The organism is Pseudorhodoplanes sp., assembly GCF_050250235.1.
Classification (GTDB): Bacteria; Pseudomonadota; Alphaproteobacteria; order Rhizobiales; family Xanthobacteraceae; genus Pseudorhodoplanes.
Genome location: NZ_JBFWPA010000100.1, coordinates 1 through 24051, shown reverse-complemented (window position 1 = coordinate 24051; position 24051 = coordinate 1). Strand labels below are relative to the sequence as shown.

Here is a 24051-nt window from a genome sequence, read left to right as displayed (position 1 = left end):
TGAGGCAGGCGGGGTGGGGACTTTCACACGCGAAAGAGGTTTCCCCATCATAAGACCCCACCCCGATCTCCTTCGCTTCGCTCAGTCGATCGACCCTCCCCACGAGGGGGAGGGTAAGAGCGGACGCAGTCAATCGTACGTTCGCAATCACACCTGCATGGCGCGCAGGCCGAGCCGATCCATCAATCGCCGGTCGCGGTCGGCCGCGGGATTCGCCGTCGTCAGCAGTTTCGGTCCGTAGAAGATGGAATTCGCACCGGCAAGAAAGCACAATGCCTGGGTCTCGTCGGTCATGTCCTCGCGCCCGGCCGACAGCCGCACCATCGAGCGCGGCATGGTGATGCGCGCGACCGCGATGGTGCGCACAAACTCGATCGCATCGATTCCGGCACCACTGGCCAGCGGCGTTCCTTGGACCTGCACCAGCATGTTGATCGGCACGCTCTCCGGATGCACCGGCAGCGTCGCGAGCGCGTGGATCATGCCGACGCGGTCTTCCGCGCCCTCCCCCATGCCGACGATGCCGCCGCAGCAGACATGGATGCCCGCGTCACGCACATGCTCCAGCGTGTCGAGCCGCTCCTGCCAGGTGCGGGTGGTGATGATCGCGCCATAGAATTCCGGCGAAGTGTCGAGGTTGTGGTTGTAATAGTCGAGGCCGGAGGCTTTCAGCCGCGTCGCCTGCGAACCGGTCAGCATGCCGAGCGTGACGCAGGTTTCCAGCCCCATCGCGCGCACGCCTTCGATCATGGCGCAGACCTTGTCGAGATCGCGGTCCTTGGGCTCGCGCCAGGCCGCGCCCATGCAGAAGCGGCTGGCGCCGGCATCCTTCGCCGCCTGCGCCTCGGCCAGCACCTTGTCGAGGCTCATCAGCTTCTCGGCCTTGACCCCGGTGTCGTATGCCGCGCTCTGCGGGCAATAGGCGCAATCTTCGGGGCAGCCGCCGGTCTTGATCGAGAGCAGCGTCGAGACCTGCACCTCGGCCGGATCGAAATTGGCACGGTGCGCCGATTGCGCCTGAAACATGAGTTCCGGGAAAGGCAGGGCAAACAGGTCGCGAATTTCGGCGCGGGTCCAGTCGTGCCGGATCGCGCCGTCCGCATCCGGAAATCCGGCCTTTTCGTAGGTTCCAAGGGTCATCGGCAGGTCTCAACCCGGCTCTTGCATTGCGCCTGTGGCTTCATGTCATAGTGCCGCCGCCAAGCCAAGCTGGCGAGCGGGCGATAGCGGACGGGGAGCGGGGATGATTTCACGGCGGACGATACTGGCGGGCCTCGGCGCGACCGTCGCGGCACCGGCTGTTTTCAACCAGACCCATGCACAGCACCATGCCGGGCACGATCCGGTCTATTCCCACCTCACCGATCCGAAGATCAAGAAGCCGCCGCTCGACACCATGAAGCTGCAGCATGTGTTCGAATCTCCGGCACCGCCTGCGGCCCGACAGGGCCGCTGGGTGGCCAAGGCCCCGCTGCCGCTGCCGCGCAGCGAGATGGCCTGGGCCACGACGCTGAACAATCGCATGCATGTGGTCGGCGGATATGGCGAGCAGCGAGTCGACCGGCCCTATCACCATGTCTATGACCAGGGCTCCGACAAGTGGCTGGACGCGCCGTTCCTGCCGCGCGGCGCCAACCATGTCGGCATCGTCGTGGTCAAGGAAAAACTCTACGCCATCGGTGGCTTCATCGAGCAGAACCGCAAGCCCGACAATCTCTGCTTCGTGCTCGACGGCGAAACCTGGCGAGGCATTGCGCCCTTGCCGAAGCCATTCGCGGCAATTGGCTGCGCCGCGGTCAACGGACACCTGCATGCGATCGGCGGCGCGATCGGAGATACCTTCCCGACCAAGAAATCGGTCGACTGGCATCTGGTCTATGATCCGCGCATCGACCAATGGAGCGCGCGTGCGCCGATGCCGACCGGGCGCGATCATACCGGCACACTTGCGGTGAACGGCAAAATCCACCTGATCGGCGGCCGGGTGGATTCATTCCACACCAACTCCAACCTGCACCATGTCTACGATCCGAAGACCGACAAATGGGAGCCTCGCGCGCCGCTTCCCACCGCGCGCTCGGGCCATGGCGCGGTGTTGCTGAACGGGAAGATTTTCGTGATGGGCGGCGAAGGCACGAACCGCGTCTACGGCCAGAACGAAGGCTACGATATCGAGCGCGATATCTGGGAATCCTATGCGCCGATGCCGACCCCGCGTCATGGGCTTGGCGCGGCCGCGATCGGCAACTTCATCCACGTCGCGGGCGGTGGTCCGGTGATGGGGGGCTCGATCCAGAGCGCGGTCCACGAGGCGTTCACGCTGGACTAGGGGGTTGGGAAACCGGTTGGTTCTTGCAGCACTCCCTTCAGGCGGATTTCCGAATCCGGACCACACGAGAATCACAGGTTTGCCGGTGTCCTTCGAATCCGAAATCCGCTCACCAGCAAGCCGCAGAATGAAGCGGACTTCGGATTCCGGACACCAGGGTGCCGCGACGCGCAGCCCGATCGCGACAATGCTGGCAACGTTGACACTGGCCATGCCGGTCGCAATGCCGGCGCCGGCGGCCGATTATACCCCGGAGCAGATCTGTGTGGCGCTCACGCGCCAGACGCTCGCCGAGCCGTCGGACTTCCAGCTTGTCGCACCGAAGGTGACGCTTGCCCCCGGCAACCGGGCGAAGGCCGCGGACGGCCGTCTGCGGATCGAGGTGCCGTTCCGCGACCGGACCAAAGGCATCAAGATCGGTACCTGCGTGTTCAAGGACGGCCCCTGGCCGGATTTCATGGCTGTGGGGGCGCGCCATTTCTCGAAAGCGGAAATCGAGGAACTGGGCCGCCACCTCGAAGCCGGCCGCTGAGGTTGAGCGTTGCGCGCGAAGCGGGGAAGGCCTAGGAGGACGCAAACCCGACCCGCGAGAAACGTGCCATGGACGACACGCTGCCCGACCGCCTATCCAACGATCCCGACAGCCCGTTCTATGACGAGGCGCTGCTTCAACGGGACATCGGCATCCGTTTCGCCGGCAAGGAGAAGACCAATGTCGAGGAATATTGCATCAGCGAGGGATGGATTCGCGTCGCCGCCGGCAATGCCAGGGACCGCCACGGCAAGCCGCTGACCATCAAGCTGAAGGGCGCGGTCGAGCCCTATTTCAAGGACCGAGGCTGATATGCTGCGCCGGTTCGCCGCCTACATTTGGAATCGAAGAATTACCTGAACACCAATTCCATCTGATACGGCGTGTGATCCCCGGTGCTGCTGAGAAAGCTCACTTTGACATAATACCATCCCGCAGCCAAATCAGCTTTCAGAGAAAGAGGCGCCAGTCTCTTCGCTGAGGGGTCAGCCTCCCGTCCGGCAGCGACGGACAACGTCTCACCTTTTTGATCTGTAACTTCAACTCCCAAGAGCCGAAGATGGCCATAAAGACCAAGAGTCAAGGTTCCCGGTCCGTCTAGCTTGAACAAGAACCACTGTTGCTGACGGGTCCTTTCGATCCACTCCCGCAGTACATATTGCTGACCCTTGTTCAGCTGCGGTGGGAATGGTGACGGGTTCAGGTAACGTTCCCTGTTCGCATAACTTCCGTTTGTCGACAATGGACCGAGGTCGTACCACGTCAGCTGGTGCGCTGCTTGACGACTGGAATTTGGAGGTCGAGCATTTGTTGGTTCGGCCCATAAGTCCACGCGATAGTTTCTTGTTCCTTTGACGTACGGATCTTCGATTTCTAAACAATAATGACCTGGATCGACACGGATTTCGCGCGAATTTGCTTCATCTCGACCCGACAACAGCAAGGTCTTTTTTTGCGGCAGCAAAACAAGCTGCACAGTGTACGACTTGTCATATTCGAACTTTTTCCCTGTGATCACGGCGCCGGACGGGGTATAGAAATGATACACATCACGCGGCTTGTCCCAACTGACCGAACCGATAATTTTCTGCTGCTGGCCAGCGTTTCCTTTTGAAGCTGCCCCGATCGCACATGCAAGCGCGCCCTGGTCAACGTTCGGAATAAGTGTGGGCGTGACCGACATCCGATAGGATCGCTTTGGATCAGCTGTGTAATCTCTGCTGGTCTGAATTTTCAGAAAGTACTCTCCTTTTGAAAGTTGAAGAGTGGTTTCCTCATGAGCGTTGCCATTCAAGGTCGGCCCAAGTTGATTTCGCCTGCTGTCGAATATTTCAAGAATCTGCGTCGTATGCGGCGATTCTTCGAGCCGCAAATGAACAGAAAAGTTTCCTGCAGGTAAGCCGAACTTCAGAAAATCAACGCTGTCCCATTTGTTCACAACCTGCCCGATTCTTCCCTCGAAAACAGCCGCCCTTAGTTTACCGTCCTTCTCAGGAACACCGACCAATCCCAACGATTGAGCTTTCTCAAAACTGTTGTTGAAGCCGGTATCATCGTTGTCTGGCGTGCTGGAATCGTCGCCTGCAATTCCGTACTCCATTCCGGATAAGAGCGCCGCAATCAGCAAAACGCGTCTCATGGTCGTCCCCGCCGCTGGGAGAGAGGGCCGCGTCTGCCGCGGAACGCAAGCCAGACGCTCTATTTCTTCTTCTGCAGGTCGCGCTGGATCGCCTCGTTCATACGCTGGTTCAGCCGCTCGTAGTCCTTGTTCAGTCTGTCGCAGGCCGGCTTCTGCGCCTCGCAGAGGATGCGGGTCACGACGAAAAACCGGCCGCCCTGCTGATGCAGTTCGCGCCGCCCGACTGACGGATTGGCATAGTGGTTGGGAGGCGTGAACGACCATTGCGCGCCGTCGGTGTCGTCCGCGAAGGTCCAGCCGTCGCCGGTCGAAAACTTCACGCCCGGCTTGGCCTTCAGTGCAGCAAGCGCTGCGGCGACCGTGTCGTAGGGAATGCCCGGTGACGGCGCCGCGGTCTGCGCCAGACCGGTGCCGGTCCAGACTGCGCCGGTCCAAACCAGCATTCCCGATAAAGCGATGGCGAGCCGGTGCATGGGGATCTCCGTGCCGCAATCTCCCGCATGCCGGCTCCAGGCGCAATTGCGCGGATCGGGACGCCGTTCAACTTTGGGTGTGTTCGCCGTTCCCGGCTGCCATGCGCTTTTCGCGAAGCGCCGCCGCTTCCGCCTGTTCCAGATAACGGCGGCCCATATCGGCGTGCAACTTCATCTGCGCGGGATTTTCGCAATCCGCGGCGTCCTCGAAGGACTTGCGCGCGAGGTCGAGAAGTCGTTCGCTTTCGCGCATGACTACCCGTCGGATTGTACGCGCGGCGCCCGCCGGGAATCCAGCGCTACGACAGCCGACGACGTCTCCGCATGTTCCAGCAAGGCCAAGCCAAGCTCGGCCTGCACCCGCATGCTCGCGATGGTCCTGGCTTCGGCCGCAAGCCGGAACGCTCTGCGCGCGCGCTCGAAACTCGCCTCCGCGTCCGCCATGTCTTCCTCCCGTGAAAGACATTCATAGCGCGCAATGACCCGGGGCCTGTTGATCCTGATCAAGAACGGCACGGCCATCCGGCCCGGCTCAGCCTGCCACCGGCCGCTCGGTGCCCTCGACCTGGATGCGGAAGCCGGATCGCACATTCGGCCAATAGTCCCAGATCGCCTTGTGGTGGGTACAGCGATTGTCCCAGAACGCGATCGAATGCGGCCGCCAGCGGAAGCGGCAGGTCCATTCCGGCTTATTGCAATGGTCGATCAGGAATTGCAGCAGGCGATCGGCCTCCAGCCGGGGCAGGTCGTTGATCTTCGCGGTGAAGTCGGTGTTCACGAAGATCACCTTCTTTCCGCTGACCGGATGCCTGATGATGACAGGGTGAACCGAAACCGGTGTGCCCGGACCGAATACGCGGGTGCCATCGTGGGTGGCGGTCAGCCCGTCGAGATAGGTCTTCATGCGCGGCGACAGCGCCTCATAGGCGGCATACATCGAGGCGAACATGGTGTCGCCACCGCCGTCCGGCGGCACCGTGTGATTGTAGAGGATCGAGCCGAGCGGCGGGATTTCCGCACAGGACTGGTCGGAGTGGAAATTCTCGCCGGAAATCTGCTTCGATGTCTCGTCGTAGTGGAACTTGCGGACGTAAGGGTTCTCGGTGGTCTTGCTGATGGTCGACTTGCCGACATGCTGGCCGAGCGGACCGAAATAGCGCCCAAGCCTGATCTGGTCGTCGAAGGAGATTTTCTGGTCGCGGAAGAAAATCACCTGAAACTGGATGAAGGCCCGGTGCAGCTCTTCGACCTGATTGTTGGGAAGCGGTTTGGTGAGGTCGATGTTGCCGATCTCGGCGCCGATATGCGGCGAGACCGGGGTGACCGTGATCGATTCGTAGGACATGGTCGAACTCCAGTGAATGCTGCGGGCGCCGCGCGCTATTGCGTCTTGGTGCCGGACCGCTCGATCGCGTCCGTCCAGTTCTGCACGTCCTTCGCAACGAAGGCGCGGAAGGCTTCCGGAGACGAGCTTGCGACGTCGGTTCCCATCTTCCTGATCTGCGCGACATAGGCCGGATCGCTGGCGATCCGCACGGTTTCCTTGTTCAGCCGCTCGACGATGTCCTTCGGCGTGCCGGCCGGCACGAACAGGCCGGTCCAGGCGCCGACATCAAATCCCGGCACTCCGGATTCCGAGAATGTCGGAATGTCCGGCGCGTTGGGCGACCGCTCCTTCGTGGTCACCCCAAGCGCCCGCATCTGGCCGCCGCGCACCAGCGGCAGCGCATTCGGTATTGTTTCGAGCATCATCGACACCTGCCCGGAGATCAGGTCGGGGGTGGCCGCCCCGCCGCCCTTGTAAGGCACATGCAGCAGGTCGATCCCGGCCGCGATCTTGAACAGTTCGGTGGTCAGGTGCGAGGCCGAGCCGACACCGGCGGAGGCGAAGGTGAGCTTGCCGGGATTCTTCTTCGCATAGTCGATCAGTTCGCGAAGATTGGTCGCAGGTACCTGCGGGTTGACGATCAGCACCAGCGGCAATTGATGCAGCATGCCGACCGGCACGAGGTCTTTCTGCGGATCGTAGCGCAGGTTCTTGTGCAGGGCGGGTCCGATGCCGAGCGTCCCGTTGGTGCCGAACAGCATCGTGTAGCCGTCGGGCGTCGACTTCGCGACGGCCTCGGCGCCGATATTGCCGCCCGCGCCGGGCCGGTTCTCGACCACGATCTGTTTGCCGAGGCCCTGCGACATTGCGGCCGCGACCGCGCGCGCGAGCACGTCCGAAGAGCCGCCGGCTGCGAAGGTGACCACCATCGCCGGAGAGCGGTCGGGATAAGTCTGCGCCGGCGCCTCGCCGGCAACGCAAGTGAAAACGAGCGCTCCGATGGCGAGCGCAATTCCGGGAAGTCTGGCTGTCATGTCGGGTCTCCGTGGCTGCGTCGGGTCCGGCAAGTCCTGGTCCAGCGCAGCGACTTTACGCAGACGCCGCAGCGGATACAATTTGACAAAGCTCTCTATCAATTATGCCGATCAGGCATATCCAAGCGAGCGTCCGATGAACCTGCGTCAGCTCGAATATTTCGTGAAGGTGGCCGAGTTCGGCAGTTTCAGCCGCGCGTCCGCGGTGCTCGGCATGACCCAGCCGGCGATCAGCCGGCAGGTCCGCGCGCTGGAGAGCGCTTTGAAGCTCGATCTCCTGCATCGCAACGGGCGCGGCGCCATGCTCACCGATGCCGGACAGCGCTTTCTCGTGCATGCCAAGGGCATCCTGCATCAACTCGACGGCGCGCGGCATGCGGTCACCGGCAGCGAGGCCGATCTGGCCGGCAGGGTCGTCATCGGACTGCCGCCCTCGATCGGACAGGTGCTGACCCTGCCGGTCGTACGCGCGGTGCGCGAACGCTATCGCAACGCCGAGCTGACCATCATCGAGGCGCTGAGCGTGTCCCTGCAGGAGCGGCTCCTGGCCGGGCGGATCGACGTCGCCGTGGTCCACAACGTCGTGCCCTCCCCGCTGCTGCGGGTCGAACCGATCCTGACCGAGTCGACCTGCCTCCTCAGCGCGGCGCGCGGTGCCGGCAGCGGACCGATCGGGTTCGGCGCGCTCCAAAAATTCGACCTGATTTCCCCGACCGCGCCGCACCCGATCCGTTCGATGGTCGAGGCGGAAGCCGCCCGGCGCGGCATGAAGTTGCGGATCGTCCTGGAGATCGACGCCATCGCCAACATGCTGCAGCTGGTGCGGGAAGGCTATGGCCACGCAGTCGTGCCCTACAACGTGGTGCGCGCCGGAATGTCGGGCGCCGGTATTGTCGCGCGCCCGATCATGCGGCCCAGCCTGAAGAGTACGGTTGCGCTGGTGACGCCGGCGCGGCGGCCGCAGACCCTGCTGGCCGAGGGGATCGCCGCGGTGCTGCGACAGGTGCTGCAGCAGGCCCTGGCCGGCGCGGCGCCCCGCGCGCTCAGTCTTTAAGGCGGTCGGCACTCATCCGTTTCAGCGTCGCAACCTGCCGAAAGAATTCGCGGCTCGGCTGCGCCGGGCTGCCGAGCATCCGCGCGCCGGCCTCGACATCGGAAATCACGCCGGCCTGCGCACCGATCTGCGCGCCATCGCCAATCCTGATGTGTCCTGCCATGGCGGCCTGACCGCCGACCTGAACAAAATCGCCGAGGATCGTGGAACCGGAAATGCCCACTTGCGCAACCACAATGCAGCAGCGGCCCAGCACCACATTGTGCCCGATCTGAACCAGATTATCGAGGCGCGACCCTGCGCCGATGACGGTGTCACCCGCCGAACCACGATCGACCGTCGAGTTGGCGCCGACCTCAACGTCGTCGTGCAGCATGACGCGACCCAGTTGCGGCACGGTGACGAAGCCGCTCTTGGTTACCGCAAAGCCGAAACCCTCCTGCCCGATCCGTGCGCCCGGATAGACATAGACCCGATCGCCGAGCAAGGCGTGGCTGATGCTGGCATGTGCGCCGACCCGGCAGTCACGGCCAAGCACCACACCGCTGCCTATCACGGCAGCCGGCCCGATGCGGCATCCCGGACCGATTTCGGCGCCCGCCTCGATGACACAAAGCGGTCCGATATCCGCCGACGGATCGATGGTTGCGGCTTCGTCGATGACCGCCGAAGGATGAATGCCGGGAGAGGCCGCCCGTGCCGGGTGGAACAGTTTTGCGACCTTCGCCCAGCCGGTATAGGGGTCGGCCATCACGATCGCCACCGCGCTCTGCGGTACCCGCGACTGCATGTCCGGATGGACGATCACCGCACCTGCGCGCGTCACCTCGAGCAGCGCTGCGTATCGCCTGTTGTCCAGAAAGCTGACCTGCTGCGGTCCGGCGGTCTGCAATGGCGCGACGCCTTCGAACACCCGCTCGTGCTCCGAGGCCACCACTCCGCCCGCTGCGTTTGCGATTTCGGCCAAGCGGTGTGGCCCGCTTCGCTGAAAGAAGCGGATATGGCCTGTCGATGCGGGCTGCATGCTTCGTCCTTGAGGAAGGCCAGCTGCTATCCCCAAGTCCAGCGGAACACAAGCGCCGATCCAGCAACTCTACATTGCACGATCAACGCTGGAGCCGTTCAAGGTGACGCCACATTCCCGACACAACGCGGACGCCTATTCCGCCGCCTCGCGCAGCGGAACCGCTTCCACCTTGGCCGCGCAATACTTGAATTCGGGAATTTTTCCGAACGGATCGAGCGCCGGATTGGTGAGCAGGTTCGCCGCCGCCTCGACATAGGCGAAGGGGATGAAGACCACGCCGTCCGGCACCGCATCGTCCTGGCGCGACTGCAATTCCACACTGCCGCGCCGCGTCGAGACACGAATCATGTCGCCCGGACGGATGCCGAGCTTGGCAAGCGTGCCGCGCGACACCTGCGCGATCGCGCTTGGTTCCAGTGCATCGAGCACGGTGGCGCGGCGTGTCATCGAGCCGGTATGCCAGTGTTCGAGCTGGCGGCCGGTCGACAGAATGAACGGATAATCGTGGTCCGGGGTCTCGTCGGGCGGGGTCAGCTTTGCCGCCACCAGCTTGCCGAGTCCGCCCGGACGAGGGAAACCGTTCTCGAACACCACGTCACGGCCGGGCTTGTCCGGCGCATCGGCTGGATAGGTCACCGCGTCCTCGCGCTCGACACGGTCCCAGGAGATGTTGTCCAGCGCCGGCATCATCGACGCCATTTCCGGATAGACGTCGCGCGGATGCGTATAGGTCCAGTTCAGGCCCATGCGCTTTGCGATCTCCACCGTGATCCACCAGTCCTGCCGCGCGTCGCCCGGCAACGGCAATGCGGCTCGGCCCATCTGCACCTGACGGTTGGTGTTGGTGACGGTGCCGTCCTTCTCCGGCCAGGCGGATGACGGCAGCACCACATCTGCATAGACCGCGGTCTCGGTGAGGAAGATATCCTGCACCACGAGGTGCTCAAGATGGGCGAGCGCCTCGCGCGCGTGGTTGAGATCGGGGTCGGACATCGCGGGATTCTCTCCCATGACATACATGCCGCGAATCACATCGTTGTGGATCGCGTTCATGATCTCGACCACGGTCAGCCCGCGCTTCGGATCGAGCTGCACGCCCCATTTCTTCTCGGCGGCACCGCGGATTTCGGGATTCTCCACCGACCTGTAATCCGGGAAGAACATCGGGATCAGGCCGGCGTCGGAGGCACCCTGCACGTTGTTCTGGCCGCGCAGCGGATGCAGCCCGGTGCCCGGCCGGCCGATCTGGCCGGTGATCAGCGACAGCGCGATCAGGCAGCGCGCATTGTCGGTGCCGTGGGTATGCTGCGACACGCCCATGCCCCAGAAGATGATGGCATTCTCGGCGCGCGCGAAGGTGCGCGCCACTTCACGCAGCACGTCCGGCTCGATGCCGCAGATCGGCGCCATCTCTTCCGGCGTCAAGTCCCTGACGTGCTCGGCCAGTGCCGGGAAACCCTCGGTATAGGTCTGCACATATTGCTTGTCGTACAAGTTTTCGGTGACGATGACGTTCAGCATCGCATTCAGCATCGCGACGTCGGCGCCGTTCTTGAACTGCATCATCCGCCAGGCATGGCGCTTCAGCGCCTGACCGCGAGGGTCCATGACGATCAGCTTGGCGCCGCGTTTCGCGGCCTGCTTGAAGAAAGTGGCCGCGACCGGATGGTTCTCGGTCGGGTTGGCGCCGATCACGATGATGACATCGGAATTCTTCACCTCGTTGAAGGTCGCCGACACGGCCGCCGAGCCTACGCCTTCGAGGAGCGCTGCGACCGACGAGGCGTGGCAGAGCCGCGTGCAATGGTCGACATTGTTGGTGCCGAAGCCGGTGCGCACCAGCTTCTGAAACAGATAGGCCTCCTCGTTGGAACATTTCGCCGAGCCGAAGCCGGCGAGCCCCTTCGGGCCCTGCTGCTCGCGGATTCTCAGAAAGCCCTGCGCCGCCTTGTCGAGCGCCTCGTCCCAGGTGGCTTCGCGGAAATGCGTCCAGGGATTGGCCGGATCGATGAATTCGTGCGGGACTTTCGGCACGCCCTCCTTGCGGATCATCGGCTTCAGAATGCGCTGCGGATTGTGCACATAGTCGAAGCCGAAGCGGCCCTTCACGCAGAGCCGGTTCTCGTTCGCCGGACCGTCCTTGCCGGTGACATAGAGCAGCTTGTCGTCCTTGATATTGTAGGTGAGCTGGCAGCCGACGCCGCAATAGGGGCAGACCGAATTCACCTGTTTGTCCGCATATTCGGTGCGGACATTGTCGGCGTTGACCAGCGTCGACGGCATCAATGCGCCGGTCGGGCAGGCCTGCACGCATTCGCCGCACGCGACGCAGGTCGACTGACCCATGGGATCGTCGAAGTCGAACACGATCTTCTCGTGATGGCCGCGGCCGGCCATGCCGATGACGTCGTTGACCTGCACTTCGCGGCAGGCCCGGACGCACAGATTGCACTGGATGCAGGCGTCGAGATTGACCGCCATCGCCACATGGCTGCGGTCCGGCGCCGGCATCTTTTCGCGCTCCGGAAATCGGCCGGTCTCGATCCCCATCCTGTCGGCCCAATTCCAGAATTTCGAAATCGGATCGTGTGAGGTCGCGCGTTCCGGCTGGTCGGAGACGAGGAGGTCGAAGATCATCTTGCGCGCGGTCTGCGCGCGATCATTCGAGGCATTGACCTTCATGCCCTCGGTCGGGGTGCGGATGCAGCTTGCCGCCAAGACGCGCTCGCCTTCGATTTCGACCATGCAGGCGCGGCAATTGCCGTCTGCCCGATAGCCGGGCTCCGGCGTGTAGCACAGATGTGGAATGTCGATGCCTTCCCGCCTGGCCACCTGCCAGATGGTCTCGCCGTCATGCGCATGCACCTGCCGCCCGTCCAGGGTGAAGGTGATGCAGGCTTCGCCGTGCAGATGTTTCGGGTTCTCGGTCATGATCGCATTCCATCGGCTTGCACAGCCGTTCTCCCCTCCCCCTTGTGGGGAGGGGCCGGGGGTGGGGTCTTCATGTCAGCTTGCGCGGCGAGAATAGCCTCACCGACGCTCCGGGGCGCTTTCAGCACATCGTTGTTCCAGAAGCGCAGCACGCGATAACCTTGCGACTTGAGCCATGCGGTGCATTTCAGGTCGTGAGACAACTGACGATCCGCGTGCTGACTGCCGTCGATTTCGACCAACAACTTGCCTTCATACCAGGCAAAGTCTGCGACGTACGCGCCGATTGGCGCCTGCCGGCGAAAGTGCATGCCGAGTGGCTTAAGTGTACGCAGGATGAACCACATGCGACGCTCGGCATCTGTCGGCGCACGGCGCATCCTTTGCGCATGCTGCCTGGTCCGCTTTGCGATCGCCGTATGCGGCATCTTTCTTTCTCGCAATGGCCCCACCCCGGCGCCTGCGGCGCCACCCCTCCCCACAAGGGGGAGGGGTACAGACGTGACAGCCAGTGTCCTCATCAAATCCAAACGCTCACCAGCCCTTCAGAGGCTTTTTGAGATCCTCCGGGAAATGCTTCATCACGCTCTGCAACGGGTTCGGCGCAGCCTGCCCGAGCCCGCAGATCGACGCATCGCGCATCGCGGTCGACAGCTCGTTCAGCAGACCCTCATTCCAGGGCCCCTGCTCCATCAGCCTGACCGCCTTCTCGGTGCCGACGCGGCAGGGCGTGCATTGCCCGCAGCTCTCGTCCTCGAAAAACTTCATCAGGTTCAGCGCGACGGCTTTCATATCGTCATGCTGCGACAGGATCACAACCGCGTGCGAGCCGACAAACGAACCATGCGGTTCCAGCGTGCCGAAATCGAGCGGGATGTCGGCCATGCTTTCCGGCAGCACGCCGCCGGACGCGCCGCCCGGCAGGAAGCCCTTGAAGTCGTGGCCGTCCTGCATGCCGCCGCAATATTCATTGATGAGTTCGCGCATCGTGATGCCGGCGGGCGCGAGCTTCACGCCCGGCTCCCTGACGCGACCCGACACCGAGAACGACCGGAAGCCCTTGCGTTCATGGCGGCCATGGGAGGTGAACCACGACACGCCCTTCTCCACGATGTCGCGGATCCAGTACAGCGTCTCGACATTCTGCTCCAGCGTCGGCCGGCCGAACAAGCCGACCTGCGCGACATAGGGCGGGCGATGCCGCGGCAGCCCGCGCTTGCCCTCGATCGATTCGATCATCGCGCTTTCTTCGCCGCAGATATAGGCGCCGGCGCCGCGGCGCATATGGAAGCGCGTGTGCCGGACAAGGCCAGCCGCCTCGACCTTCTCCATCTCGTTCAATATCAGCAGGCGCACTTCCGGATATTCGTCGCGCAGATAGAAATACACATCCGGCGCCTCGACCACCCAGGCGCCGAGCAGCATGCCCTCGATGAAGCGGTGCGGATCGCGCGTGAGATAATAACGGTCCTTGAAGGTTCCGGGCTCGCCCTCGTCACCGTTCACCGCCATCAGTCGCGGCGCGGGTTCCGCGCGCACCAGCGACCATTTGCGGCCGGTCGGAAAACCGGCGCCACCGAGACCGCGCAAGCCCGCATCGCTGACGATCTTGATGATCTCGTCGCGCGTGCGCTTGCCGTCGAGGCAATCCTTCAGCAGCGTGTAGCCGCCCGCCTTGCAATAGGCGTCGAAGTCGGCATCCGGCGTGGCCGCATGTGCATGCGCACCGCGCTTCACCGCCTCGGCCACATTGTCCACGTTCGCGTGAAACGTCTGAGCATGCCCGACCGCGGCAACCGGCGCCCGCTCGCACGCGCCCATGCAGGGCGCGCGGACGACGCGCACATCTTCGCCGAGTTTGCCCTTCAGTTCCTCGAGCAGCCGCTCCGATCCCGCCATCGCGCAGGAGAGCGAGTCGCAGACGCGCACGGTGACGGCCGGCGGCGGCGTCTCGCCTTCCTTCACCACGTCGAAATGCGCATAGAAGGTCGCGACCTCGTAGACCTCGGCCAGCGCCATCTTCATCTCCTGCGCAAGCGCCGTGAGATGCGCGGCCGAGAGATGACCGTATTTGTCCTGGATGAGATGAAGGTGCTCGATCAAAAGATCGCGCCGGCGCGGCCGGTCGGTCAGCAGGCCCTGAATCTCTTCAAGGGCAGTGGTGTCGACCTGGCGGCCTTTGGGGGTCTTCCGGGCACGCCGCCCGCGGCCGCCGGAACCGTCAAAACTCAAGGGCTGGGAACGGGTTAGTGTGTCTGTCGCGCTCATAGCGATACCATCGCGAAGCAGCCTCCTTAGAACAATCCCCAACAACCAATGCCTCGATAGAGATTTTCTATCATCCTTTCCAGGCCTCTGAGAACGCGCTAGTTTTCAAGGCATGCTGGACAAGCTCGAATACCTGATGGCGCTGTCGCGCGAGGAGCATTTCGGACGGGCCGCGGAATCCTGCGGGGTGACGCAGCCCACGCTCTCGGCCGGCATCAAGCAGCTCGAGGAAACGCTGGGCGTGCTGCTGGTGCGGCGCGGCTCACGCTTCATCGGATTCACGCCGGAAGGCCAGCGCACGCTCGACTGGGCGCGGCGCATCGTCAGCGACGCTCGCGCCATGCGGCAGGAAATCTCCGCGCTCAAGAAGGGCCTCACCGGTCGCCTCAAGATCGCGGCGATCCCGACGGCGCTGGCGATGGTGGCCGCCATCACCACACCCTATCGCGCGCGCCATCCGGACGTGCGCTTCACGATCCTGTCGCAGAACTCGATCCAGGTGCTGACGCATCTGGAAAATCTCGAGATCGACGCCGGCATCACCTATCTCGACAACGAGCCACTTGGCCGGGTCAACACCGTGCCACTCTATCAGGAACGCTACCAGCTTCTCACCGCGCCGGATGCGCCGCTCGGCAACCGCGACCGCGTAACCTGGGCGGAGGTGTCACGCGTGCCGCTCTGCCTGCTCACGCCCGACATGCAGAACCGGCGCATCATCGACGAACTGCTGCGCTCCGCGGGCGGCGATCCGCAGCCCACGCTGGAATCGAACTCGGTGGTCGTGCTGTTCGCGCATGTGCGAACCGGGCGCTGGGCGACGGTGATGCCCTCCAAGCTCGCCGAGACGCTCGGACTGACCGACACCATCCGCGCGATCCCGATCGTTGAGCCGGAAGCGGTGCACACCATCGGACTTGTGGTGCCGGCGCGCGAGCCGATGACGCCGCTCACCGCGGCGCTGGTCGCGGAAGCCAGACGCGTGGCCAAGGAGATGGGCGAGGCCTGATCAGCATCCGCTCGTCCCCGCGAAAGCGGGGACCCAGTGCGAAGAACTGGATTCCCGCTTTCGCGGGAATGAGCGGCCGCTTCTCACGCCACCTTGACGTCCATGTGGCGGAACATGGCCTTGCGGGCCTCGTCGTCCATTTCGGTCTTGAAGGCGTGGCGATCCTTCAACGCGCCAGCGATCTTCGCGGCCGGACGCGCGCCGATTTCGTCCATCAGCCGCTTCAGATTGGGAAACTTCGCCCATGTGTCGTCGCCGGCGACGAACGGCGCCATCCGCGCCCAGCCCCACAGCGCCATGTCCACAATGGTATACGTCTCCGCCACCATGTATTTCCGGGTGGCGAGCCGCGCATCGATCACGCCGTAATGGCGCTGCGCCTCGTAGACATAGCGGTTGACCGCATAGTCGGAACCGTCCTTGGGCGCGTAATGGCGGAAATGCACCGACTGCCCGGAGAACGGTCCGACGCCGGAAGCGACGAACATCAGCCAGGACAGCAATTCGCCGCGGTTCTTGTCCGACGGCGGCGGCATGAACTTGCCGGTCTTGTCGCCGAGATAAAGCAGGATCGCGTTGGAATCGAACACCGTGACGTCGCCGTCGACGATCGCCGGCACCTTGGCATTCGGATTGATTTTCAGATAGTCCGGGCTGTGCTGTTCGCCCTTGCGGGTATCCACCGGGATCGCGTCATAGGGAATACCGGCCTCTTCGAGAAAGAGCGCGACTTTCACCGGATTGGGTGCGCCGCTGTAGTAGAATTTCAGCATTGGTTTCTGTCCTCACTTGGGGCCGCGATCCTATCCAACCGGCCGCCCCCGCGAAAGCGCCTAACTGTACGATTCAGAACCGGTCCCATTCCGGCCGGTCGCCGAAGCGGGCGGACAGGAAATCAACGAACACACGCGTCTTGGCGGCCAGATACCGGTTCGGCGCATAAAGCGCATAGATGCCAAGACCAACCGGCGGATGACCCGGCAGCACGATCGAGAGGCGGCCAGCCGCGATATCCGGCCCGACCAGGAAGGTCGGCAACAGCGTGATGCCGTTACCGTGAATCGCAGCGGCACGCAGGACATCGCCGTTGTTCGAACACAGGATCGGGTCGATCGGCACGGTCGTGACCTCGTCGCCATCCTGCAATTGCCATCGCTGCGGTCCCGATGCATGTCCGAAATTGAGCGCGCGATGAGCGGCGAGATCGGCCGGTGCGGCCGGAACGCCGTGACTTTCCAGATAGCCGGGTGACGCGACCAGCACGCGCCGCGCGGGCGCCAGCTTGCGCGCGATCAGGCTCGAATCGCTGAGAACGCCGATCCGCACCGTCACATCGACGCCCTCTTCGAGCGGATCGATAAAGCGGTCATTCATGATCGCCTCGATCCGCAGATCGGGATAGGCTACCATGAAATCGGCGATCGCCGCCGACAGATAGAGCGTGCCGAACGACATCGGTGCGTTGACGCGCAGCAATCCCTTCGGCTCGACATGCAGGCGCGAGACCGCGGCCTCGGTCTCCTCGACATCGGCGAGAATGCCGGCGACGCGCTCGTGATAGGCGCGCCCGGCTTCGGTCGGCGCCACGCGCCGTGTGGTGCGATCGAGCAGCCGCGCGCCGAGATGATGCTCCAGTTCGGTCACCGCCTTCGACACTGCCGACCGCGTCAGCCCGAGCTGCCGCGCTGCCTCCGCATAGCTGCCGCTGGCCACCACCCGCGCGAAGGCCTTCATTGCATCCAGACGGTCCACATTGCGTCCTTTTTGGAACCAATATGTTGATATATTACCAGATTGTTGCGATTAAATCATCGGAATAGGGTCTTGCATCACATCGAACGAGCCACTCAACGGAGAGACCCATGGCCAACTTCCTCGACCTCCTCACCCCCGAGAACAGCCAGGTCCTGTTCATCGACCAGCAACCGCAGATGGCCTTCGGCGTCCAGTCGATCGACCGGCAGACCCTGAAGAACAACGTCGTCGCGCTCGCCAAGGCCGCCATGGTGTTCAACGTTCCGACCACCATCACCACGGTCGAGACCGAAAGCTTTTCCGGCCACACCTATCCGGAGCTGCTCGCGGTGTTCCCGGAGAACAAGATTCTCGAGCGTACGTCGATGAACTCCTGGGACGACCAGAATGTGCGCGATGCGCTGGCCGCGACCGGAAGGAAGAAGATCGTGGTGTCGGGGTTGTGGACCGAGGTCTGCAACCTGATGTTCGCGCTGTCGGCGATGAGCGAGGGCGATTACGAGATTTACATGGTCGCCGATGCATCGGGCGCAACATCCGCCGATGCGCAGAAATACGCGATGGACCGCATGGTGCAGGCCGGCGTCGTCCCGGTGACCTGGCAGCAGGTGCTGCTCGAATGGCAGCGCGACTGGGCGCGCAAGAAAACCTACGACGCGACCATTGCGCTGGTGCAGGAACATTCGGGCGCCTATGGCATGGGCGTGGATTACGCCTACACGCTGGTGCACAAGGCGGCGGAGCGCGTGAAGCACGGCGCACGCGTCGGGCCGAACCCGGCGAAGTAAGAGACGCGCGTTGTCCCCGTTGTCATCGCCCGCGCAGGCGGGCGATCCAGTAAACACAATAGTTTCGATAGTTTGCTGGATGCCCCGCCTTCGCGGGGCATGACAAGGACGGAGCCGCCGGAAAACCTAGAACAGCCCGACGATCCGGCCTTCGGCGTTGACGTCGATCGAATCCGCCGACGGCACCTTGGGCAGGCCCGGCATCGTCATGATCTCACCGCAGATCGCGACGATGAATTCCGCGCCCGCCGAGAGCCGCACTTCGCGCACCGGGATATTGAACCCGGTCGGCGCGCCCTTGGCGTCCGGATTGGTCGAGAACGAATACTGGGTCTTGGCGATGCAGACCGGCAGCTTGCCGAAGCCCATCTCCTCCCAGGCCTTGAGCTGATCCTTCACCGACTTGTCGGCGGTTGCGTCATCGGCCCGGTAAATCTCCTTGGCGATGGTGCGGATCTTCTCGAACAGCGGCATGTCGTCGGGATAGAGCAGCTTCAGGTCGGCCTTGCCCTCGTCGATGATCTTCACCACGGCCCTGGCGACATCGGCCGCACCCTCGCCGCCCATGGCCCAGTGATCGGCCATCAGCGCTTCCACGCCGAGCGCCTTGCATTTTTCCTTCACCAGCGCGATTTCCGCATCGGTGTCGGCCGAGAAGCGGTTGATCGAGACCACCGCCGGCAGATTGAACTTCTTGATGTTCTCGATGTGGCGCTGAAGATTCGACATGCCGGCTTCCAGCGCCTTCAGGTCTTCCTTCTTCAGGTCCTCTTTCTTGACGCCGCCATGCATCTTCAGCGCGCGGATGGTGGCGACGATCACCACGCAATCCGGCTTCAAACCTGCTTTACGGCACTTGATGTCGAGAAACTTTTCGGCGCCGAGATCGGCGCCGAAGCCGGCTTCGGTCACGACGTAATCGGCGAGCTTCAGCGCAGCGGTGGTCGCCGACACCGAGTTGCAGCCATGCGCGATATTGGCAAACGGGCCGCCATGAATGAAGGCCGGTGTGCCTTCCAGCGTCTGCACCATGTTCGGGGCGATCGCATCCTTGAGCAGAGCGGTCATCGCGCCGTCGGCCTTCACCTCGCGGGCGCGGATCGGCTTGCGATCGCGGGTATAGCCGATGATGATGTTGCCGAGCCGTTGCTTCAGATCGTTCAGGTCCTTGGCGAGACAGAAGATCGCCATGACTTCCGACGCCACCGTGATGTCGAAGCCGGCTTCGCGCGGATAGCCGTTGGCGACGCCGCCGAGCGAGCAGACGATCTCACGCAAGGCGCGGTCGTTCATGTCGAGGACGCGGCGCCAGGCGACACGGCGCGAGTCCATGCCGGTGGCGTTGCCCCAGTAGATATGGTTGTCGATCAGCGCCGAGAGCAGGTTGTGCGCCGAGGTGATAGCGTGGAAGTCGCCGGTGAAATGCAGATTGATGTCTTCCATCGGCACGACCTGGGCGTAGCCGCCGCCCGCCGCACCACCCTTCACGCCAAAACAGGGGCCCAGCGATGGCTCGCGCAACGCGCACATTGCCTTCTTGCCGATGACATTCAGCGCGTCGGTGAGGCCGACCGTGGTCGTGGTCTTGCCTTCGCCCGCCGGCGTCGGCGAAATCGCGGTGACGAGGATCAGCTTGCCGTCCTTCTTGCCGGCCAGCGACTTGATGTAGTCCAGCGATACCTTGGCCTTGTAGTGACCGTAGGGCTCGAGATTTTTCGCATCGATGCCGAGCCGCTCCCTGGCGACGTCGACGATCGGCCGCATCTTGGCGGCCTGGGCGATTTCAATATCGGAGAGCGGCTTCTGATGTTGCGAGGCGGGCATGGTTGCTGATCCGTCAGGAGGAAAACTATTAAATCGTCATCCGGGGCCGAGCGCAGCGAGGAGCCCGGAATCCATAACCACGACTCGCGTGTATGGATTCCGGGCTCGCCACTTCGTGGCGCCCCGGAATGACGCAGAGAGAAACTCATGTAAAGCGCGCACCCTTTTCGATCTTCGCGGACGCGGCCCATTCTCCTGCGCCCACTTTCGGCCCATCCGCCTGCACGCGCGTGAGCTTGATGCGTCCGTCGGCGCAGGCGACGGTGACGCTGTCGGCGTCGACCACCACCACTTCGCCGACCTTGCCGGCGATGCCCTTTGGGTCGCGGGCGGGCAGCGGGGTGGCTTCGAAGATTTTCAGCCTGGCACCGTTGATTGTCGCCCACGCGCCGGGCGCCGGATTGCAGCCGCGAATCAGCCGGTCGATCTGCTCCCACGGCTTGCCGAAATCGACATGCGCATTTCCGGGGCCGCAGATGCCTTCGTAGGTCGCCTTGGAGTGGTCCTGCTTGATCTTCGGCGCCTTGCCGGCTTTCACCAGATCGACCGATTCCATCATGGCGTCGACGCCCATCGGAAAAAGGCGGTCGAAATAGACGGTGCCGAGCGTATCCTTGTCGGAGATCGGCGTTTTCTTCTGCACCAGGATGTCGCCGGTATCGAGCCCGTTATCGGGCCAGAAAATCGACAGGCCGGTCTCTTTCTCACCCTTGATGATCGGCCAGTTGATCGCCGAGGCGCCGCGATAGAGCGGCAGCAGCGAGGGGTGATACTGGATCGAGCCGTGCGTCGGGATGTTGAGAAACTCTTCCGGCACGAACAATGTGACGAACGCCATCACCTGCAGGTCGGGCTGGAGCGATCTGAACTGCTCCCACACTTCCGACTTCTTGTAGGAGTCCGGCTGAAAGACCGGAAGCTTGGCGGCGAGCGCCGCTTCCTTCAGCGGGTCGGCCTTGGCGCCCGGCTTTTCCGGCGCGACATAGACGGCGACGACATTCTCGCCGCGCTTCAGCAGTGCTTCCAGCACGGCCTTGCCGAAGGCCTGCTGGCCGTGGACCACGATACGCATATGTCCCCCTAACTCCGTCCTCGTGTCCCGGGCGCATCGCAGCACAAGCGAAGCGAAGTGGTGCGATGCAGAACCGGGACCTTCGCACGCACCATTTTCTTGTGGGTCCCGGACCTGCGGTGCACCGCTTCGCGCTGCACTGCGTCCGGGACAAGAGACCTGTTACGCCGCTGCCTTGCCTTCCTTCTCCGGCGCCGACAGGGCACCCGAGCCCTTGATCTCGGCTACGGTCTTCTTGTCGAGGCCCAGCACCTTGGTCAGGATCTCGTCGGTGTGCTCGCCAAGCAGCGGCGAACGCTTCACATCGGAAATCGAGTCCGACATCTTGATCGGATTGCCGACGGTCAGATACGTGCCGCGAACCGGATGGTCGACCTCGACCACGGTGCCGGTCTTGCGCAACGACTCGTCCTCGGCGATTTCCTTCATCGACAGGATCGGGCCGACCGGGATGTCGACCGCGTTGCACTTTTCCATGACCTCGAACTTGGTCATGGTCATGGTCCACTCCTCGATGCGCGCGAAGATCGCCTTCAGCTTCGGCAACCGCGCGCGCGGCGTGGCGTATTCCGGATCGGTCTTCCAGGACGGCTCGCCGATCAGATCGCAGATCGCGCCCCAGACCGGCGCCTGGGTGATGAAATAGATGTAGGCGTTGGGATCGGTCTCCCAACCCTTGCATTTCAGGATCCAGCCGGGCTGTCCGCCGCCAGAATCGTTGCCGGCGCGCGGCGTCGCCTCGCCGAACGGGACGCCTTCGCCATACTGGCTGTATTCGGTGAGCGGGCCATGCGCCAGCCGCTGCTGGTCGCGCAGCTTGACGCGCGCGAGGTTGAGCACCCCGTCCTGCATCGCGCAAAGCACCTTCTGGCCACGGCCGGTGCGGTTGCGCTGATAGAGCGCCGCCACGATGCCGAGCGCGAGATGCAGGCCCGTGCCACTGTCGCCGATCTGGGCGCCGGTGACCAGCGGCGGGCCATCGCGGAATCCGGTGGTCGAGGCCGAGCCGCCGGTGCATTGCGCGACATTCTCGTAGACCTTGCAATCCTCGTACGGGCCGGGGCCGAACCCCTTGACCGAGGCGACGATCATGCGCGGATTGAGCTTGTGGATATGCTCCCAGGTGAACCCCATGCGATCGAGCGCGCCGGGGGCGAAATTCTCGACCAGCACGTCGCATTTCTTGATCAGCTCGTTGAGCACGCGCTTGCCCTGCGGATGCTTGGAATCGATCGTGATCGAGCGCTTGTTGTGGTTGAGCATGGTGAAGTAAAGCGAGTCCGCGCCCTTCACATCGACCAGCTGGCCGCGGGTGATGTCGCCCACCCCCGGGCGTTCGACCTTGATCACATCCGCGCCGAACCAGGCGAGCAGCTGGGTACAGGTCGGGCCGGACTGTACATGGGTGAAGTCGAGGATGCGCACGCCGTCGAGCGCCTTGCCGGCCTGGCCGAACGGCTTTTTCGAGGGTGCCGGCATCGCGGCCCTGCCATTGCCGTTCTTGCTCTTTCGTAGGGCTTGCGCGCCTTTCATTGCCGCGGCGGCAGTTCCCGCTGCAAGGGCTGCTGTAGCAAGCCCTCCGGCGACGGTACGAAGCAGCTTCGGCTTTTTCGTCGCGGAACGCTTGCTCGTCGCATTCTTTGCCGCGGGCTTGCTGCGTTGCGTCGTGACCCTCTTGGCGGGCTTACGCGCCTTTGCCGGCTTTTTCGCTTTCCGTTTGGCCATCGAAATTCTCCTTCGTCATTCCGGGGCTCGCGCGCAGCGCCAGAACCTGGAATCCAGAATACCAACACCAGTTTTCGTGACTGGATTCCAGGTTCGCGGCTACGCCGCGCCCGGAATGACAGCCGCATCACTTCTTCTTCAGCGCGCTCTGCGGATTGAGGTTGCCTATGCGCCCCGATTCGCTGCCTGCCGCCGGATCGATCACCGCGTTGATCAGCGTCGGCTTGCCGGAATCCATCGCTTCATTGACGGCGCGCTTCAACTCGTCCGGAGACGTCGCGTTGACGCCGACGCCGCCGAAAGCCTCTGCCATCTTGTCGTAGCGGGCGCCCTTGACGAACACGGTCGGCGCGGGGTCGGAGCCCGCATTGTTGACGTCGGTGCCGCGATAGATGCCGTCGTTGTTGAACACGACCACGCAGACCGGCAGCTTGTAGCGGCAGATGGTCTCGATCTCCATGCCGGAGAAGCCGAAGGCCGAGTCGCCCTCGATCGCGAGAACCGGCTTGCCGGTCTCGATCGCGGCCGCGATGGCGTAACCCATGCCGATGCCCATGATACCCCAGGTGCCGACATCGATGCGCTTGCGCGGCTGATACATGTCGATGATGCCGCGCGCGAGGTCGAGCGTGTTGGCCCCCTCGTTGACCAGGATTGCGTCCGGCCGCTCCTTGATGATGGTGCGAAGCACGCCCAGCGCGCCGTGATAATCCATCGGCGAGTTGTTGTTCATCAGGCGCGGCGCCATTTTCGCGATGTTTTCTTCGCGCTTCTTGCTGACCGCATTGACCCAGTCGGCAGGCGGCGCCGGCCAGTTCGCACCCATGCCGGCCAGCATCGCCGATACGCAGGAACCAATGTCACCGACCACCGGGGCCGCAATCTCGACGTTGGAGTCCATCTCCTTCGGCTCGATGTCGATCTGGATGAATTTCTTCGGGGCGTCGCCCCAGGCCTTGCCCTTGCCGTGCGACAATAGCCAGTTCAGCCGCGCGCCGATCAGCATCACGACGTCGGAATCCTTCAGCACCGTCGAGCGCGCCGCGCCCGCGCATTGCGGGTGCGTGTCGGGGAGAAGGCCCTTGCCCATGCTCATCGGCAGAAACGGCGCGCCGCTCTTTTCCACGAACTGGCGGATCAGGTCGTCGCATTGCGCGTAGGCGGCACCCTTGCCGAGGATGATCAGCGGCTTCTTCGCCGATTTGAGCACATCGAGCGCGCGGTTGACCGCGTCGGGCGCGGGAATCTGGGCCGGCGCCGCATC

At 63.4% G+C, this 24051-nt stretch carries 23 protein-coding genes; 6 read left to right on the top strand and 17 right to left on the bottom strand.

Going from position 1 to position 24051, the window contains the following annotated elements:
• Positions 1 to 147 precede the first annotated feature (147 nt).
• Complete coding sequence (gene bioB, locus AB7F49_RS29030) at positions 148 to 1140, bottom strand: biotin synthase BioB (protein ID WP_428528929.1); 993 nt, start codon at positions 1138 to 1140, stop codon at positions 148 to 150.
• Between the two features lie 103 nt (positions 1141 to 1243).
• Here bioB and AB7F49_RS29025 point away from each other — a divergent pair, with 103 nt between their 5' ends.
• The 3 genes from AB7F49_RS29025 to AB7F49_RS29015 all read left to right on the top strand — a co-directional run bounded on the left by AB7F49_RS29025 (position 1244) and on the right by AB7F49_RS29015 (position 3172).
• Positions 1244 to 2329, top strand: coding sequence for a Kelch repeat-containing protein (locus AB7F49_RS29025; protein ID WP_428528927.1), 1086 nt, complete (start codon positions 1244 to 1246; stop codon positions 2327 to 2329).
• Positions 2330 to 2456: 127 nt separating this feature from the next.
• Entirely contained in the window at positions 2457 to 2861 is a 405-nt protein-coding gene (locus AB7F49_RS29020; RefSeq protein ID WP_428528925.1) for a hypothetical protein, read from the top strand.
• A gap of 68 nt (positions 2862 to 2929) precedes the next feature.
• Positions 2930 to 3172, top strand: coding sequence for a DUF3297 family protein (locus AB7F49_RS29015; RefSeq protein WP_428528923.1), 243 nt, complete (start codon positions 2930 to 2932; stop codon positions 3170 to 3172).
• A 41-nt stretch (positions 3173 to 3213) separates the two neighbouring features.
• Here the strand turns inward: AB7F49_RS29015 and AB7F49_RS29010 are convergent, their stop codons facing one another.
• The 6 genes from AB7F49_RS29010 to AB7F49_RS28985 all read right to left on the bottom strand — a co-directional run bounded on the left by AB7F49_RS29010 (position 3214) and on the right by AB7F49_RS28985 (position 7334).
• Entirely contained in the window at positions 3214 to 4500 is a 1287-nt protein-coding gene (locus AB7F49_RS29010; RefSeq protein ID WP_428528921.1) for a hypothetical protein, read from the bottom strand.
• A gap of 59 nt (positions 4501 to 4559) precedes the next feature.
• Positions 4560 to 4973, bottom strand: coding sequence for a hypothetical protein (locus AB7F49_RS29005; protein ID WP_428528920.1), 414 nt, complete (start codon positions 4971 to 4973; stop codon positions 4560 to 4562).
• A gap of 67 nt (positions 4974 to 5040) precedes the next feature.
• Positions 5041 to 5226: a hypothetical protein gene (locus AB7F49_RS29000; RefSeq protein ID WP_428528918.1), complete on the bottom strand. Its 186-nt coding sequence runs from the start codon at positions 5224 to 5226 to the stop codon at positions 5041 to 5043.
• Between the two features lie 2 nt (positions 5227 to 5228).
• On the bottom strand, positions 5229 to 5417 hold the full coding sequence (locus tag AB7F49_RS28995) for a hypothetical protein (protein WP_428528916.1): 189 nt from the start codon (positions 5415 to 5417) through the stop codon (positions 5229 to 5231).
• A gap of 88 nt (positions 5418 to 5505) precedes the next feature.
• Positions 5506 to 6318: a TauD/TfdA dioxygenase family protein gene (locus AB7F49_RS28990; protein WP_428528914.1), complete on the bottom strand. Its 813-nt coding sequence runs from the start codon at positions 6316 to 6318 to the stop codon at positions 5506 to 5508.
• 35 nt (positions 6319 to 6353) lie between these two features.
• Positions 6354 to 7334, bottom strand: coding sequence for a Bug family tripartite tricarboxylate transporter substrate binding protein (locus AB7F49_RS28985; protein WP_428528912.1), 981 nt, complete (start codon positions 7332 to 7334; stop codon positions 6354 to 6356).
• Here AB7F49_RS28985 and AB7F49_RS28980 point away from each other — a divergent pair.
• Complete coding sequence (locus AB7F49_RS28980; protein WP_428528910.1) at positions 7300 to 8388, top strand: LysR family transcriptional regulator; 1089 nt, start codon at positions 7300 to 7302, stop codon at positions 8386 to 8388. The two genes, AB7F49_RS28985 and AB7F49_RS28980, sit on opposite strands and share 35 nt — an antisense overlap.
• Here the strand turns inward: AB7F49_RS28980 and lpxD are convergent.
• From lpxD to AB7F49_RS28960, 4 genes are all read right to left on the bottom strand, one after another.
• Complete coding sequence (gene lpxD / locus AB7F49_RS28975) at positions 8378 to 9355, bottom strand: UDP-3-O-(3-hydroxymyristoyl)glucosamine N-acyltransferase (protein WP_428528908.1); 978 nt, start codon at positions 9353 to 9355, stop codon at positions 8378 to 8380. The genes AB7F49_RS28980 and lpxD overlap by 11 nt on opposite strands.
• A gap of 192 nt (positions 9356 to 9547) precedes the next feature.
• Positions 9548 to 12346 carry a formate dehydrogenase subunit alpha gene (gene fdhF, locus AB7F49_RS28970; RefSeq protein WP_428528907.1) on the bottom strand — a complete coding sequence of 933 codons (2799 nt, stop codon included), beginning with the start codon at positions 12344 to 12346 and terminating at the stop codon, positions 9548 to 9550.
• Positions 12343 to 12774 carry an endonuclease domain-containing protein gene (locus AB7F49_RS28965; protein ID WP_428528905.1) on the bottom strand — a complete coding sequence of 144 codons (432 nt, stop codon included), beginning with the start codon at positions 12772 to 12774 and terminating at the stop codon, positions 12343 to 12345. Before AB7F49_RS28965 ends, fdhF begins: the two co-directional genes overlap by 4 nt.
• 106 nt (positions 12775 to 12880) lie before the next feature.
• Complete coding sequence (locus AB7F49_RS28960) at positions 12881 to 14614, bottom strand: NAD(P)H-dependent oxidoreductase subunit E (RefSeq protein WP_428528903.1); 1734 nt, start codon at positions 14612 to 14614, stop codon at positions 12881 to 12883.
• A 112-nt stretch (positions 14615 to 14726) separates the two neighbouring features.
• Between AB7F49_RS28960 and AB7F49_RS28955 the strand changes: the two genes are divergently transcribed.
• Entirely contained in the window at positions 14727 to 15623 is an 897-nt protein-coding gene (locus AB7F49_RS28955; protein ID WP_428528901.1) for a LysR family transcriptional regulator, read from the top strand.
• A gap of 83 nt (positions 15624 to 15706) precedes the next feature.
• Here the strand turns inward: AB7F49_RS28955 and AB7F49_RS28950 are convergent, their stop codons facing one another.
• Together AB7F49_RS28950 and AB7F49_RS28945 are read right to left on the bottom strand one after the other, a co-directional pair.
• Positions 15707 to 16396, bottom strand: a complete 690-nt coding sequence (locus AB7F49_RS28950) for a glutathione S-transferase family protein (protein ID WP_428528899.1) — start codon at positions 16394 to 16396, stop codon at positions 15707 to 15709.
• 73 nt (positions 16397 to 16469) lie between these two features.
• Complete coding sequence (locus AB7F49_RS28945; RefSeq protein WP_428528897.1) at positions 16470 to 17375, bottom strand: LysR family transcriptional regulator; 906 nt, start codon at positions 17373 to 17375, stop codon at positions 16470 to 16472.
• A gap of 110 nt (positions 17376 to 17485) precedes the next feature.
• Here AB7F49_RS28945 and AB7F49_RS28940 point away from each other — a divergent pair, with 110 nt between their 5' ends.
• Positions 17486 to 18166 (top strand): hydrolase, encoded by a 681-nt coding sequence (locus AB7F49_RS28940; protein WP_428528895.1) that lies wholly within the window; start codon positions 17486 to 17488, stop codon positions 18164 to 18166.
• Positions 18167 to 18292: 126 nt separating this feature from the next.
• Here AB7F49_RS28940 and AB7F49_RS28935 read toward each other — a convergent pair whose 3' ends face one another.
• The 4 genes from AB7F49_RS28935 to oxc form a co-directional block, all read right to left on the bottom strand.
• A complete protein-coding gene (locus AB7F49_RS28935; RefSeq protein ID WP_428528893.1) occupies positions 18293 to 19990 on the bottom strand; it encodes a formate--tetrahydrofolate ligase in 1698 nt (565 codons plus the stop codon).
• A gap of 145 nt (positions 19991 to 20135) precedes the next feature.
• The gene (locus AB7F49_RS28930; RefSeq protein ID WP_428528891.1) at positions 20136 to 21062 is read right to left on the bottom strand and encodes a methionyl-tRNA formyltransferase; all 927 of its coding nucleotides are present in this window, start codon (positions 21060 to 21062) and stop codon (positions 20136 to 20138) included.
• Between the two features lie 162 nt (positions 21063 to 21224).
• A complete protein-coding gene (gene frc, locus AB7F49_RS28925) occupies positions 21225 to 22541 on the bottom strand; it encodes a formyl-CoA transferase (RefSeq protein ID WP_428528931.1) in 1317 nt (438 codons plus the stop codon).
• A 373-nt stretch (positions 22542 to 22914) separates the two neighbouring features.
• Positions 22915 to 24051 (bottom strand): oxalyl-CoA decarboxylase (gene oxc, locus AB7F49_RS28920; RefSeq protein ID WP_428528889.1); only part of this gene is annotated, 1137 nt, incomplete at its 5' end.

What these genes read in the sequence shown, in the direction of transcription:
- bioB (WP_428528929.1), bottom strand. Translation starts at nt 1,140, where the DNA reads ATGACCCTTGGAACCTACGAAAAGGCCGGATTTCCGGATGCGGACGGC.
- AB7F49_RS29025 (WP_428528927.1), top strand. Translation starts at nt 1,244, where the DNA reads ATGATTTCACGGCGGACGATACTGGCGGGCCTCGGCGCGACCGTCGCG.
- AB7F49_RS29020 (WP_428528925.1), top strand. Translation starts at nt 2,457, where the DNA reads ATGAAGCGGACTTCGGATTCCGGACACCAGGGTGCCGCGACGCGCAGC.
- AB7F49_RS29015 (WP_428528923.1), top strand. Translation starts at nt 2,930, where the DNA reads ATGGACGACACGCTGCCCGACCGCCTATCCAACGATCCCGACAGCCCG.
- AB7F49_RS29010 (WP_428528921.1), bottom strand. Translation starts at nt 4,500, where the DNA reads ATGAGACGCGTTTTGCTGATTGCGGCGCTCTTATCCGGAATGGAGTAC.
- AB7F49_RS29005 (WP_428528920.1), bottom strand. Translation starts at nt 4,973, where the DNA reads ATGCACCGGCTCGCCATCGCTTTATCGGGAATGCTGGTTTGGACCGGC.
- AB7F49_RS29000 (WP_428528918.1), bottom strand. Translation starts at nt 5,226, where the DNA reads ATGCGCGAAAGCGAACGACTTCTCGACCTCGCGCGCAAGTCCTTCGAG.
- AB7F49_RS28995 (WP_428528916.1), bottom strand. Translation starts at nt 5,417, where the DNA reads ATGGCGGACGCGGAGGCGAGTTTCGAGCGCGCGCGCAGAGCGTTCCGG.
- AB7F49_RS28990 (WP_428528914.1), bottom strand. Translation starts at nt 6,318, where the DNA reads ATGTCCTACGAATCGATCACGGTCACCCCGGTCTCGCCGCATATCGGC.
- AB7F49_RS28980 (WP_428528910.1), top strand. Translation starts at nt 7,300, where the DNA reads ATGGCGAGCGCAATTCCGGGAAGTCTGGCTGTCATGTCGGGTCTCCGT.
- AB7F49_RS28985 (WP_428528912.1), bottom strand. Translation starts at nt 7,334, where the DNA reads ATGACAGCCAGACTTCCCGGAATTGCGCTCGCCATCGGAGCGCTCGTT.
- fdhF (WP_428528907.1), bottom strand. Translation starts at nt 12,346, where the DNA reads ATGACCGAGAACCCGAAACATCTGCACGGCGAAGCCTGCATCACCTTC.
- AB7F49_RS28965 (WP_428528905.1), bottom strand. Translation starts at nt 12,774, where the DNA reads ATGCCGCATACGGCGATCGCAAAGCGGACCAGGCAGCATGCGCAAAGG.
- AB7F49_RS28960 (WP_428528903.1), bottom strand. Translation starts at nt 14,614, where the DNA reads ATGAGCGCGACAGACACACTAACCCGTTCCCAGCCCTTGAGTTTTGAC.
- AB7F49_RS28955 (WP_428528901.1), top strand. Translation starts at nt 14,727, where the DNA reads ATGCTGGACAAGCTCGAATACCTGATGGCGCTGTCGCGCGAGGAGCAT.
- AB7F49_RS28950 (WP_428528899.1), bottom strand. Translation starts at nt 16,396, where the DNA reads ATGCTGAAATTCTACTACAGCGGCGCACCCAATCCGGTGAAAGTCGCG.
- AB7F49_RS28940 (WP_428528895.1), top strand. Translation starts at nt 17,486, where the DNA reads ATGGCCAACTTCCTCGACCTCCTCACCCCCGAGAACAGCCAGGTCCTG.
- AB7F49_RS28935 (WP_428528893.1), bottom strand. Translation starts at nt 19,990, where the DNA reads ATGCCCGCCTCGCAACATCAGAAGCCGCTCTCCGATATTGAAATCGCC.
- AB7F49_RS28930 (WP_428528891.1), bottom strand. Translation starts at nt 21,062, where the DNA reads ATGCGTATCGTGGTCCACGGCCAGCAGGCCTTCGGCAAGGCCGTGCTG.
- frc (WP_428528931.1), bottom strand. Translation starts at nt 22,541, where the DNA reads ATGCCGGCACCCTCGAAAAAGCCGTTCGGCCAGGCCGGCAAGGCGCTC.